The organism is Polycladidibacter stylochi (assembly GCF_001562055.1).
Taxonomy (GTDB): Bacteria; Pseudomonadota; Alphaproteobacteria; order Rhizobiales; family Stappiaceae; genus Pseudovibrio; species Pseudovibrio stylochi.
The window spans coordinates 175,802-189,504 of record NZ_LLWE01000018.1 but is presented as its reverse complement, the minus strand read 5'-3'; the positions used below and the strand labels follow the sequence as shown (position 1 = coordinate 189,504).

The following is a 13,703-nucleotide window of genomic DNA, read 5'->3' as shown; positions in this document are numbered from 1 at the left end:
ATTAATTATTGCACTACTTTCTCATGATGCATAAAACCTTAAAAAAATTAATCACAACGCACTGTAGGAAGAAGTATGCCGTTCTTACGCTTGAAGGGCAAGTTAGCTCTTTTAATTGTTGCCATCTCGTTTCTTATGATTTTATCCTCAGGTGGCATAATTTTATTTGCTAGTTGGTCTATAATTGAAGACCAAGCTAAATCTTTAACAGAAGAAATTGCCATTAAAACTGGTCAATCGGTAGAAAATCGTTTTAATGATGCTTTCCGAATATCTCGTGATCTTGCAGCCAATTTTGACTTGCAACGTCAAACAAGTACGACTGATCGAAAAGTTGCAATACTGACTTTAGAAGAGAAACTGAAAAGAAACTCTCATTTGTCAGGTGCTTGGACCGCGTGGGAGCCTTACGCATTTGATGGTAACGATAGGCTATGGATTAATAAAAAATACCATGACGTTTCGGGGCGCTTTCTACCTTATATATTTAGGGATGAAGCAGGTGAAATAGAAGGCCGGGCTTCGAACTCTACAGATAATCCTGAGGCGGATTATTGGTATAAAATACCAATTAACTCTGGTAAAGAGACCATATTGGAGCCAATTGTCTACGATTTAAATGGCAAAAAAGTCATCTCAACTTCATTCGTTGTTCCAAGTTCAGGAAATACGCCTACTGATGGAGTTACAGGAGTTGATTTATCATTAGGCAGTATCCAACAGGATTTAGAATCAATTCACCCCTCTGAGCATGGGTATCTCACTCTAATCAGTTATGGGGGTAAAGTTGTATATCATCCGAATTCAGATAATATAAATAAAGATTATCATGAAATCGGCTTCTCTAATAATTTGAACAATGCAGTTAATAATAGACGAGCGATAACACTTACAAATGAACACTTGAATAATGAAAGTGTTTTACAAGTCGTCATTCCACTTAAAATTGCCAATACAGGCACACCATGGACGCTGGTGGTAACAGTTCCTCGAGCTGACATATTTAAACCGATAACATCTATAATAACTACTGCACTTATAACAGCATTGTCATTATGTTTCTTAACAGCTCTAATCTCATGGTTTTTCGGGGTTGGTATGAGCAAACCAATAACGAATATTACGAATGTAATGCGCTCATTATCAAATGGTGATCTTAATGTTCTCATCCCGAAGCGAAATCAAAAAGATGAAATTGCTGAAATGATATCCGCCGTTACCGTATTCAGAAATAACGCAATACAAGTCAAAGAACTAGAGTTACAGCAACTCAAGATTAAACAAGAGCAAGAGAAAAACGAACGTGATAATCTCGATAACATTATATCGCAGTTTGAAAAACATGTCGGTGAAGTCGTTAGGCAAGTTAGCACCTCTACCAATGAAATAAATGACCTCACAAGCATCCTAACACCCAACGCTGAAGAAACTAAAAATCAGGCTAATCAAGTTAAAAATGCAGCTCAATCGACTTCACAAAATGTACAAATGGTTTCAGCTAGCGCAGAAGAGTTATCAGCATCTATTAACGAAATTAGCGGACAAATAAATATTGCTTCACAGACTGCACAACACGCTGTTCAAAAAGTTGACAACACAAACACGACTGTAATGAGTCTATCAGCGGCTGTAGAAAAAATTGGTGAAATCATCTTGATTATCAATGAAATTGCCGATCAAACCAATCTTTTGGCACTCAATGCGACAATAGAGGCTGCTCGAGCTGGAGAATCCGGAAAAGGGTTTGCAGTCGTTGCAAGCGAGGTGAAAAACCTCGCGAACCAAACTGGCAAGGCAACTCAGAATATTAGAGAGCAAATTTCTGGCGTGCAATCAGCGACAGAAAGTGCAGTCAATGAAATTGCCCAGATTACTGATGTTATCAATGATATTAATCAGATAGCATCAGTAATTGCAGCAGCTGTTGAACAACAATCTGCTGCAACAGGTGAAATTGCTCGTAATGCCGAACTTGCCTCATCGACAACTTCCGAAGGTCTATACAGCATCGGTGAGATTGAGAAAAACGCAACTGAAACAAGTAATTCAGCGATTAAAGTAAGCAACTCAGCAAAAAGTCTTACGATAACAACGAACGATTTACGCAAAAATGTAGAAATATTCCTTAGTGAGCTACGAGTGTAACATACAGCTGCAAGTCAAACCACCTGTTGCTAATTACTTTGGTAACAGGTGGTTCTTGAACGCTTTAATACTCATTAGTATTTCAAAAATACCTGGCTCAATCGAAGAAACCGCGCGTAAGGCGTTTGAGGAAGGTGCCAGCGCCGCTGGCTTGCCAACTGTTGAGATCGCCCGTAACGAGCTGGAAGCCGGTATTGGCGTTCTTGGCCTTTATGTCACAGCAGGTCTTTGCGCTTCTAACGGTGAAACCCGCCGCAATATCAAAGGCGGTGCCGTAAAAGTGAACGATAAGGCAGTGACCGACCATAGTGCAACGATATAACTCGAAAACGTTGCTGAAGATGGCACCATTAAATTGTCTTTAGGTAAGAAAAAGCACGTTCTTATTAAACCTGTATAAGCCAACAAGACGATCTACGCATTAAAGAAACCCTCCGGGCAGAGCCTTGGAGGGTTTTTCTTCACGTAACTGCATTTGAACATAAATGACTATACGATAAAGCCCATGGAAAGAGCACATGCGCAATAAAACCGTAAAGATTTTTGACCTGCTACAATTAATAGGCCGGGGTAAGCTGGTGGCTTTTTTGTTCAACGGCAAAATCGCGGCGTCCAAAAATGAACCATTGATGCTGCCAATGCGTTCGGTCAAACTCGACCAACTCGAACCTATCATTTTTTGCAAGCCACTCCAACGCAGCAGCGCGTTCACCTACTCTTGAGCTCGCCCGCGTAAGACGCCAGTCATCAAAATAGATAAGCGCACCATCTTCCAGCAAAGGGCTAATAAATTCAAGAACCTGACGTGTTGGCTCCAGTAAATCACAATCAATAACACAAACCGAGACCGACTTCTCAGCAAGACCATACTCGGCGGCTGCGACCTGTAGCGTTTGTTCGTAAAACCCTTCAACAGTCTGCAGCCTATCAGGGGCAACCTCTGCCATCTCGCTAAGCAGCAAAAACGTTTCCCTGTTGCAACAATAGCTACCCAAGGCAAAATCACCACCTGTGTACTCACTTTCCAAAGGGTCTGGCGGCGATAACCCAGCAAAGGAATCAAATGCATAAAAATGACCGGCAAGCCAATGCTTCATCCCGTGGTAATTATTGAAGAACGAGCGACCATACCAACAACCAAATTCCAGATAGTGCCCCTTTAAATTACAACGGGCTACATAGTTCGCCGCCGCCGAAGTTTCCCATGCAGCTTGTTGCGCATCAAACCCTTTGTATTTCGATGAAACAAGCACTTCACTATCTGCAGGTACAACCACCACACCATGGCGCAAAAGACACTCACAGCGTCGCATCGCTGCTGCGAAAAACACCCGATCAGCAATAACAACCGCATCCACCTCAACAGGACAGTCCTTAATCAGATACACTTTAGGCTCTCGACCAAACACGTTACGCTGCTGCATCACGCCCTCATCTGCTTGCAGCAAGACACCTTTAAAACCTTTAGGAACCACGGAATTTATTGGGCCATTTACAAGAACTGCAATGTGTTTGTACCCTTTACTTTCCAACCAGCTAATTGTTTCAATAATCGTGTTCATGCGTCTGGTACAATCCCCCTTCGCAATTCAGCAAAATACTGCGTTTGCCATGCACCTCGCATCAGTCGCGGTTCAGCAACCCCAAAAGATTGACCGCTATAACTGCCATCACAAGCATTTTGATAGACAATTTGCAGCAGCGGCCGCGCATCTGCCGTCACCGCTGCTTCAGAATAATGCCAACTAAGAAAATCCATCACCACCACGTCACCAACTTCCAATGAGGGTGAAAGAATCTCCATCGGTGGCCATTCCTGCAGCTGAATAGCACCGCGTTCCAAGGTCCCATAGTGATGGGAACCCAACACAAAACTAAGACCGCCATTACCATCAATAGCGGAGCAAGGTTCCAATGGAATAAAAAAAGCAACTTTCTGGGGTGAACCATTAAAGTATGGTTGATCTTGGTGCACACAAACTTCACCACACCAAACAGCATCTTTAACAAGCAACCGGTTCATGTAGAGCGCGATATCTTCACCAAGAATCTCTTGGGTCATATCAAGCAGCTTGGAATGCTCACAAACCTTCGCAATATCACCGCTCAAACTACCGAGTAGAAAACGATCTTGCCGTTCTAAGCCTTCGGCTTCTACCTGTCCGGCAAAATTACGCCATTGTTGGCGTGCTGGCGCAAGCTCATCCGCTTGAAACACGCCGCGCAGCACTTGTACGCCATCGGCCAGATATTTGGCAGTATCAAAACGCTGCTCTACATCTTCATCCAAGTCTGACATGTGTTTTGTACCTCATATACAAAACACAGTTTTGCGCAGCCTCATCACGAGATGCAATCCCGCAATTTACCCCATAAAAAACAATGACCTATCAGTACTAACCTAGTAAATCTACGAATTACTAATACTCAAAGATCTTTCTGAAAATACCAGGGGCAATAGCAGAAACCGGGTTAATTTTGAAAACAGGATCCGTAAAAGTGCCCGTGAGCTTATACGTGACACCAATCAGCCCGCCATCGGACGAGCCCCCGAGAGCAAAGCCAATGATAGGTATTTTAGCAAACAGATTATTAATGGCATAAGCAGGAACAAATGTACCCGTCATATTCAACCGCTTGGATTTCAAATCTGCAGTTCCGGAAACAAAGCCGCCCAATACGGTTCCAACCAAACGCCCCCTCGTAATATCTATTGTATTACGGCTTCTAATGAAATTGATCTCCATCCGATTGAATGTCGCTTCACCGTTTTTAACCGCATCGCGATAAACAGCTGCATTTTTAAGGCGGTCCCGTTTATTCTTTGGCACGTTTTTTAGTGCTCGAATGGCTTTGTCATCGATAATCGAGAAGTCTTTCACAATAAAGTCACCAACCCAATTACTTTGGTCGGGCATAATTATGTTCAGATAACCGCGCCCCGCTTGCATGCGATCGAATAAATCTAAAAACCGCAGCACGTCGCCCGTGCTATCCATTGTACCTGTTACTCTTTGTGCTCCTTCAAAAGGTTCAAGTTTGACAGCAATTTGCCCACGATCTTGTGTACGCCCATTAAAGGTAAGGTTCTGAATTTGCTTGTTGTGAACATTCGCTTTCAGGTTCACATCACTGACGTAAACACCATTAAAACCCGTCACCTGCTTAATTTGCGCGTTCAAACGCAGTGTACCACTGCGCCCGCCATTTTTATTGCCCGTATTTTGCAACAACTGGCGGATAATCGAGCGGGCATCAAACGAACGACCATTTGCACGAATGCCTAAAGAGTTTTTACCAAGCACCTTAACGGATAGCGACATGCTGTCAGAAGGCCTTAAATTGAAACGCTTAAACTCGGCCTCTTGAAACTGTCCTTTGGCATTAATTGTTAATCTACCTTGAATATCAACACCATCGGAAACGAGTGTAAAGCGATCAATAACAGTTGCCTTGCCCTTCTTTTTAATCTGCATGCTTGCTTTAGCACGCACACCAGGAGCCTTAGTCCAGCCAATCGGTTCAAGTTTTATCTTGGAGCGGGTTAAATCCAATTCGTAAAACTCGCCTTTATCAGTGTCATTAACCCGTATCTTTACAGGCCCCTCCAGAAACTCATCTATTCCCGGTGCCTGCTTGGATAGTTCCTTAGCATCTGCTTCCAGAACAATATCTTGAGTTGCAGCTTCTCTATCGTTTTTATCAAGCGGGCTTTTCATTTTGATATCTGCTTGCAGCCCGTTTAATTCACCCTTTCCAGTAATCGCAATTTCATCTTGGTTTGCCTGAATAATAAGGTCAGCATTCTTCAATTCTTGACCGGAGATTTTGCTGGTACTGGAAAACTTGGAGGTCCGTAATTCCGCTTTCCACTTGATATCATCAATTGCAATGTCTTCGGCCAGAGCCAATTCGGCATCAAGTTCCAACTCACCCTTACCAGAAAAGGCCGAAGGCTCGACCTTCAGTTGGTCCAACGCATTAATCGGCTCTGAATCCAGCAATACAGCCAAATCCCGGGCGCTTCCTTTGACTTTTATAAGTAAATCAGTCGGGTTAGGATCATTTTCGGCAAGGTCGTGGATTTTAAAATTCACCAATGGGACAGAAAGTTTATTGCCATCAGGCATCTGGAAAAAGCCGCTATTAGCAACAATATCCAAACTCTCACCCTTAATAGCACCCGTTCCGTTTAACTCTTGCGCTTCTGGTAAACTTGGAAGAGGCTTAAGAGCAACATCATGAAGTTGAAAGCTCGCGGTAATATCATCACCAGACCAACCGGCCTCTCCACCAACAACGCCGTCAAACGCATGGGGCCCGAGAGCTAGGTCCAATTTGATATCACTTGCACGCCCGCCTTTGATATGTTCGGTAAGCCAGTCTCTTGCTTTATGTGCAGCCGGGACTGGCCAGACCTGCATCACCTGCGCCAAACTCAATCCAGGTGATGACACAGCCAAAGCAAGCGCAGGGCCATGCACCCCATAATCTAATGAGCCCGCAATTAAAATCTGCGAATCGTAGCTTTCACCTTTGGCGTAATCAATAAAGACAGTCTTACTATTGGTATTCACACGCCCGTTCAGCTTAGCTCTGTAAAAAACCAATGGTTTCGCTTCAACATCGCTTGGTGCCAAAACAATTTCTCTTGAACCTAGCGAATAGCTCCATGGTGCCCCCTCAATAACTGGCGGACTTATCGACCCACCCAGTACCAAACGGGTTTCCCCTGAGCGAAGTATCAGTTGGTTGATTGTTAGATCATCATCCCCGCGCACGACGCTAGTATTCAAATGCGCACTATCAAGCCGGATATCTTCCTCAGCGCTTCCAAGAAATAACTCACTGGTTTTAATATCAAAATTCGCTTTTACAAAGTCGCCAGAAGCACCGAGGTACCCCTTCCCCACAGCCGTAACACGCGTAGAGGTGAGGTGCGGTACTTCTTTAGCGGTACTTAAAGACAACAAATCTCCCAGAGCTGCATTTTTGATGGCAACATTGATGAGCCGCTCCCCTGTCTTCACATCAACCAAACGATCCAGTTCCCAAGACCAGCGGCCGAGCCGGCCTGCCACATTGGCATTAACGCGAAAAGACAAGTCATCTAGCAGCTTAAACTCTGCATCTATGCCGCTTGCCAAATACGTCTGGCCTGCTGCCGAAATATTTAAAAAGCCCCGTTCAAGGGTAATTGTACTCAGCTCCCAACGCTCAAGCTCAGAGGCAATAATCGTTGAAAACTTGTCCATCGCCATCACTTCAGTTTGCACCTTGGGTAAAGGCGCAGAACTGCTATTAATGCGTAAAAGTGTTGATGGCCTTGAAATAACTAGGGAATTTACTTCGATACGCCCTAAAAACAACCCGAGCGTATTTATTTTTGCTCTAACCTTGGGCAGCAAAACGCGTGCCGATGCCTCACCAGAGACTTCAACCAAAGTGTCTTCAAAAACAACATAACTCCCACTGGACTGAGAGAAATCGAGAGTTAATCCGCCAATCTTAATATCCAAATTTGAGTTAGTTATTAAGCGGGATACGTATTCTGAAAGAAATGGCAATGAAATTGGGGCATAGAGTAAGCGTGCCGAGATCACGATAACAATCACGATCAATAGCAATACTGTATTTCGAGGCCACGAGCGCTTATTTTTACCACGAATTGCCAATATTTACTCTCCAAAGTTCTTGTAATACGCGAACCTGTTATCAGTCAAACTCTAATATATCCCGATTTATCAGCTTAAACTTGCACACAGCTGCAATTTCTGTAGTTTCAAGATCAACCAGAGCAAAAATGGATAACGACCAAGGCTCTCCTCTGCTCAACGTGCAGCCCAGCGCTGCAACTATATCAATTGAATGGAAACCATCGAAAAGGACTTTTTATGACTGAAAAAATGACGGAACCTCTTGTTGAAACAGCCATTGCACCGAACTTCATCATAGAAACTGATAATGGCGGTACTTTCAATCTGCAAGACAATAAAGGCCGTTATGTGGTATTATATTTTTATCCTAAAGATAACACCCCGGGTTGCACCAAGCAGGCAATTGCATTTTCCGAATATAAACAAGAGTTTGCTGGGCTGAACGCAACCATATTGGGCATTTCGCCAGACTCCATAAAAAAGCATAGTAACTTTCGCAATAAACATGACCTCACCATCCTGCTTGGTGCCGATGAACAAGCCGATGTCTGCCAACAATACGGTGTTTGGCAGGAAAAAAACATGTACGGCAAAAAGTATATGGGGGTAGTCCGCTCAACCTTTATCATTGATCCTGAAGGGAAAATTGCCGCCATTTGGCGTAAGGTTAAAGTGCCAGGTCATATCGATGCCGTACTTGAAAAACTGCAAGAACTCCAAAACGCATAGGCCCGAAATAAGCCAACAATAGAAAAGCATAATGCATTCATTACAAGCATCATCAAACGCAATAGTCAGCGCCCCTCAAACCGCAGATAAGGTTAGTTTGGCCTACGAAACCGCTGCAAAATGGTTTAACCGCTCGCTCGATATAGGGCATCCCTCCAGTTCCATCACCATGCCAGACCGGCCGGGCAGGCCTGAAAAACCACAACTTTTAGCGCCAAGGGATATGCCCAAGCGTGCCATGAACGGCACCAGCGGCAAACTGGCGCTTCTTCATTCTTTGGCCCACATTGAGCTTAATGCCATTGACATGACGTGGGATCTGATTGGACGCTTTACCGCTATTCAAATGCCGCGCTCATTTTACGATGACTGGGTACAAGTTGGCCTTGAAGAAGCCAAACACTTTAAAATGCTGGAAAATCGGCTTGCAAAGCTCGGGTATGGTTATGGTGATCTGCCAGCACACGATGGCCTATGGCAAGCGGCACAATCCACCGGCCACGATCTAAAAGCCCGCCTTGCTATTGTGCCCATGGTACTGGAAGCACGAGGCCTTGATATTACCCCGCCAATGATCGCCAAAGCCCGTTCTGGAAACGATGAAGACACTGCCAAAGCATTGGAAACAATATATAATGATGAAAAACGCCACGTTGCCTTTGGTACTAAGTGGTTTCGCTTTTTGTGCGACCGGGAGCGCATTAACCCCCACACAGAATTCCAAAAGCTGGTACGCAAATACTTTAAAGGAGCACTCAAACCGCCCTTTAACGACAGAGCGCGCTCCGAAGCCGGACTAACACCCAATTTCTACCGATCACTTATGAAAATAAGTTAAAAATTAATATTAACTCTAGGAAAACCCTTTGCTGCCATAGTGAGCAATAGAGGGTTTTTACAACTAATATTTCGTAGATCCTTGAATGCCATCTCCAAAAAAAACGGAGAGGCAACACTAATTTATTACAATAATTACAGTTAGTTACTAGGATTTCACTCATGGGGCGCAATGAAAACCGGCAAAACAACCGGGCAGAACGTATAAAACGGCCACGGAAATTTCTTGTTTACGTCAATGGCAACAAACAACGTATTATTGCCCATCACCCATTCTTAACCACAATAGCAATCGTTTTTTTGCTATCACTACAAACAGCATTTGTCACCTCGCTACTCTATCGCGAGTATAAAGATGATATTCTGCTCGCATTTCTCTCCCGCCATGAAGCAACAAAAAAAGGCTATGAGCAAGAGATTACCAGCCTGCGAATAGAGCTGGAAAAACTCGCCTCGCGCAAAAGCTTGGCAGAGCATAACACAACCAGAGAAATTGGCAGTGTCATTGCCCAACAAACCGAACTGGACGATCAGCTTGGCAAAATTTCACAATTGATGCAGCTTGCAAAAGCAACCGGATTACAAATCGACAACCAGAAGGCACAATACGAAGAACCATATCCCGTAACCAATGATGCTTCAAATACCATTGTGCCAACTACTACCAGCCAAGATCAATTACGCCCCCCAGCGAGTGAAGCAACGATTGCCAATCAAAGCAAAACTGCCACAGACGGGACACATTCAAGCCAAAACAATAAAAAAATAAATATATTCAACAATATACAAGAACTTGAACTCAGAGGTGTCAAAAACAACGAAAAACCGCTGCAAAAGCACTCAAAAAGTGATCAAAACCGATTGCAAAATAGTGCAAACACGCACAACACAACAGCACACAAGCAACAGCAACTCGAAACGCTTGCCCAAAGACTGAATGAAGCCCAAACCATACCAACAAGAGCAATGCAAACAATTGCCGACGCGGCCGAGGCACATATCAGCCATCTGGAAAGCACCTACAACTCACTTAAAATACCGCTTGAAAATCATCTCGACAACTTAGGTGGCCCTTACATTCCACTGGATGGTAAATCATTCACCGGACAATGGCTGCGGGCGAAGGCTGCACTGGTACATAGGGCCGAACTCATGGCGCTATCTCCAAAAATCCCGTTATTGTCACCTCTCGCAACCCGGCGCTTAACCAGCAACTTTGGCTCCCGCCTTGATCCGTTTTTAAAAAAGCCGGCATTCCATAGTGGTTTAGATTTTGCCGCTCCCACAGGAACACCGGTCATGTCCACAGCATTAGGCAGTGTCACTTTTTCCGGCAATAAAGGCGGCTATGGTCTTTCTATCGAAATAATGCACCCGAGCGGAGTTATCACCAGATACGGGCATATGAGTAAACTACTTGTCGCAAAAGGCGACAAGGTTTTGCCAGGGCAAATGATCGGCTTAGTGGGCAATACCGGACGCTCCACCGGCCCCCACCTGCACTACGAAACCCGTATCAATGGAGCAGCCGTTGACCCAACCCAGTTTTTAACGGCTGGCGAGAATATATGAGCCTAAGCATAATTGCCGATTTGCGTTTACGCATACAAACCCATTGACCATGATTCAACAAATCATATCGCTTACAAACCGCCTGTTGCGATTTGAAGTATTAACAAAAATGCCTTTAGGTTGTAACAGTATGAACTACATACCGCATACATACTAATTGTAACCTGTTACAACCGAGGCATGAATGGAATCTCTTAATTTTCACTATCCAAAACTAGCGGAGCTTGTGAAGGGTAAAGATGTTTATGTATTGTCCCATGGCGCTGACAACTCAATTGCGCCAGATGACGCAATCATCGTGCGATTTAATAGAAGTTATGAGCAATGCGATATTTGGGTATCAGCCTTTCTTGACCGGGAGTTTAAAGGTATCGATTTAGATCACTTGCTAAAGGCTCATCTAGACACCCCTCTTGTAATGAGTTCGATACCGCTAACTAACGAAGGCTTTTATTTTCCCTATTGTCAGGGCAAAGTGGTCCCCAACTATCTTGAGCGCCTCTCGCAAACATGGAACATAAAAAACTTTGAACCCATTACTTTAAATCATTACATGTACTTAAGCATGGCAATGCCCTATTGGCCTTATGCGGGCCTCTCCTTTCTGGCCATGCTACAAGCCGTTGAGTTCAAATCCTGTCATATCTATGGATTTGATTTCTATAGTGAAACGACAGAAAGTGGCAGTTTGCGACCCATAAACGAAGTTCACCCTACAGTCTCTCCCTGCTTTGAAAATTTAAACTATATTGATTACAAGCCTGATGGCCATGACTTGCCCGCAGCCATAAATTGGGCTCAAGGGTTAATTGCCGAAGATAAACGCTTTATTTGGAAAAGCAGAGACTTGGAAGAAGTCAAGAGAATATTCATGCCGAGCGTTATTCTGGGAGATACAAGATTTCTCATAAACAATACGAGTTTCACCATCACAGAAGAAATAGCTGACGCAAAATAAAAGCACTATTTACAATAGTATAGCGAGATAGCTTTATTTATTGAAATACAACTAATGCTATCTCGTATAGTTTCGGGCAAAAGGCAACAGAGCGGGTTTACGAGTTGGATTCTGTCTTTTTTTGTAAAACAGCGTCTTTCAGCAGCTGGCGGAACGCCGGACATTGCAAGTGGCTCGGTGCCGGACACACGGCAATATGAGAGAGCATATCACGCAGAGCTGACAGCTCTTCAATTTGCGCATCAATTTGCGCGACGCGCTCTTGCACACGCCCCCTTGGTATTTGAAGCTGTCCGTCAGTGCTGAACATGCCCTTTATCTCGTCAAGTGAAAACCCGCCGGACTTGGCAAGATTAATAAAAGCCAACCGCAACAAAACGCCGCTTTCATATTGGCGGCGTAATCCGCTACGCCCGGCCGATTGAATAAGCCCGAGCTCCTCGTAGTAACGCAGCGCTGAAGGCTTGACACCGGAGCGCATGCTAACTTCGCCAATATCAAGAAAATTCATTATTGACCTCAAGTTGACTTGAAGTTGTAGCCTCGCAAAACCAACACAAAAAAGCAAGAGGCTCAAACAATGCGTAGAGTAATCCCCCTAGCGCCCCCCTTGGCAAACCATTGGGCATGGTACGACAAGCGTGCACTCAGCCTGCTGTTTGCCGCAGCATTAACAGTGCTGGCCAATACCGCCATTAGCCCTGCCCTGCCCGATTTACAGGCAATGTATGCCAGCCAGCCTGGCGCGCAATGGTTAACACGGCTTTTGGTTCCCGCCCCCTCGCTCAGCGTGATTTTTGCCGCCCCCCTGTGCGGCAGTTTTGCCGACAAATATGGTCGCAGACCGCTTTTGTTGTCAGGGGTTCTACTTTTCGCCATAGCGGGCACAATTGGAATGGTATTGCCCGGTTTGGTATCTATTATGATAAGTCGCCTGATCCTTGGGATTGCTGTGGCCATGGTAATGACGGCACAAACGGCGTTAACAGGAGACTATTACACCCAACCCAAACGTAGCCAGATCATCGGCCTACAAATATCTGCCAGAAACTTCGGCGGACTTGTATTTATTCTCATCGCCAGCTTTTTGGCTTCGCTCTCACCCAAAGCACCCTTTGCTGTCTATGCCCTTGCACTATTAATACTGCCATTTTTGCTGCAAAGCATTAAAGAGCCACAAATTACGGTAAAACAACAGCAACAAACAACCAATGACACTCAACAAGCAGCATCAAGTTGGCGTTTACAACTGGTTATACTCGCTCTCCTACAGCTCTTGACCAATCTATGCTTTTTCATTTTGCCAACCCAGTTGCCCTTCTATTTTGACAGTTTGGGCAAAAGCGCCGCCATTTTAACCGGATTTGCCCTTGCCACTATCATGATAATGGGTGGCACATCGGCGTTGTATTTCTCTAAATTGAGCAAGCGCATCGGTAATAGAAGGTTGCTATCACTTGCCTATCTATTCATGGCCAGCGGCATCGCTCTTTTATCTACGCAAAACACTCTGGCAATATTTGTTGGAGTTGCCGCAACCGGTACCGGCTATGCACTTGCTTCGCCCATATTTCCAGCGATTGCTTTACAAATAGCACCTGCGCAACAACGCGGCCGCGCCAGCGGCATGATAACCACCTCAATATTTATGGGGCAGTTGCTTTCGGTTTTCGCCAGCATGCCATTGATTAACACCATTGGCTATCAGGCAACTTTTGCAATAATCGCCTCATTTCTCTGCTGCCTATCCTTAATTGCAGCACTATTACACTTTGACCAAAATGAGCAGGCATAGCAACTGTTTG

The 13,703-nt window shown here is 44.6% G+C and carries 10 protein-coding genes and 1 pseudogene; 7 read left to right on the top strand and 4 right to left on the bottom strand.

Annotation, left to right across the window (positions count from 1 at the left end; all coding sequences use genetic code 11):
- Nucleotides 1-75 precede the first annotated feature (75 nt).
- On the top strand, nucleotides 76-2,145 hold the full coding sequence (locus AYK67_RS04145) for a methyl-accepting chemotaxis protein (protein ID WP_068082704.1): 2,070 nt from the start codon (nucleotides 76-78) through the stop codon (nucleotides 2,143-2,145).
- A 106-nt stretch (nucleotides 2,146-2,251) separates the two neighbouring features.
- Nucleotides 2,252-2,545, top strand: a pseudogene (locus tag AYK67_RS17090) (tyrosine--tRNA ligase); the annotation flags it as partial.
- Nucleotides 2,546-2,702: 157 nt separating this feature from the next.
- On the opposite strand, the gene AYK67_RS04135 reads toward AYK67_RS17090, so the two are convergent.
- From AYK67_RS04135 to AYK67_RS04125, 3 genes are all read right to left on the bottom strand, one after another.
- Nucleotides 2,703-3,707 (bottom strand): class I SAM-dependent methyltransferase, encoded by a 1,005-nt coding sequence (locus tag AYK67_RS04135; RefSeq protein ID WP_068082699.1) that lies wholly within the window; start codon nucleotides 3,705-3,707, stop codon nucleotides 2,703-2,705.
- Nucleotides 3,704-4,444 carry a phytanoyl-CoA dioxygenase family protein gene (locus AYK67_RS04130; protein WP_068082698.1) on the bottom strand — a complete coding sequence of 247 codons (741 nt, stop codon included), beginning with the start codon at nucleotides 4,442-4,444 and terminating at the stop codon, nucleotides 3,704-3,706. The genes AYK67_RS04135 and AYK67_RS04130 overlap by 4 nt, the downstream gene beginning before the upstream one ends.
- 121 nt (nucleotides 4,445-4,565) lie before the next feature.
- Nucleotides 4,566-7,820, bottom strand: coding sequence for a YhdP family protein (locus AYK67_RS04125; RefSeq protein WP_068082697.1), 3,255 nt, complete (start codon nucleotides 7,818-7,820; stop codon nucleotides 4,566-4,568).
- 219 nt (nucleotides 7,821-8,039) lie between these two features.
- Here AYK67_RS04125 and bcp point away from each other — a divergent pair, with 219 nt between their 5' ends.
- The 4 genes from bcp (at nucleotide 8,040) to AYK67_RS04105 (ending at nucleotide 11,898) form a co-directional block, all read left to right on the top strand.
- Nucleotides 8,040-8,531 carry a thioredoxin-dependent thiol peroxidase gene (bcp, locus tag AYK67_RS04120; protein WP_244266876.1) on the top strand — a complete coding sequence of 164 codons (492 nt, stop codon included), beginning with the start codon at nucleotides 8,040-8,042 and terminating at the stop codon, nucleotides 8,529-8,531.
- A gap of 31 nt (nucleotides 8,532-8,562) precedes the next feature.
- Nucleotides 8,563-9,369, top strand: coding sequence for a ferritin-like domain-containing protein (locus AYK67_RS04115; protein ID WP_068082694.1), 807 nt, complete (start codon nucleotides 8,563-8,565; stop codon nucleotides 9,367-9,369).
- A 161-nt stretch (nucleotides 9,370-9,530) separates the two neighbouring features.
- Nucleotides 9,531-10,940 (top strand): M23 family metallopeptidase, encoded by a 1,410-nt coding sequence (locus AYK67_RS04110; RefSeq protein ID WP_068082692.1) that lies wholly within the window; start codon nucleotides 9,531-9,533, stop codon nucleotides 10,938-10,940.
- Nucleotides 10,941-11,124: 184 nt separating this feature from the next.
- Nucleotides 11,125-11,898 carry a hypothetical protein gene (locus AYK67_RS04105; protein WP_068082689.1) on the top strand — a complete coding sequence of 258 codons (774 nt, stop codon included), beginning with the start codon at nucleotides 11,125-11,127 and terminating at the stop codon, nucleotides 11,896-11,898.
- 97 nt (nucleotides 11,899-11,995) lie between these two features.
- Here the strand turns inward: AYK67_RS04105 and AYK67_RS04100 are convergent, their stop codons facing one another.
- Nucleotides 11,996-12,409 (bottom strand): helix-turn-helix domain-containing protein, encoded by a 414-nt coding sequence (locus AYK67_RS04100; protein ID WP_068082686.1) that lies wholly within the window; start codon nucleotides 12,407-12,409, stop codon nucleotides 11,996-11,998.
- A 69-nt stretch (nucleotides 12,410-12,478) separates the two neighbouring features.
- On the opposite strand from AYK67_RS04100, the gene AYK67_RS04095 reads away from it, so the two are divergent.
- Nucleotides 12,479-13,693 carry an MFS transporter gene (locus AYK67_RS04095; RefSeq protein WP_068082683.1) on the top strand — a complete coding sequence of 405 codons (1,215 nt, stop codon included), beginning with the start codon at nucleotides 12,479-12,481 and terminating at the stop codon, nucleotides 13,691-13,693.
- Nucleotides 13,694-13,703 lie beyond the last annotated feature (10 nt).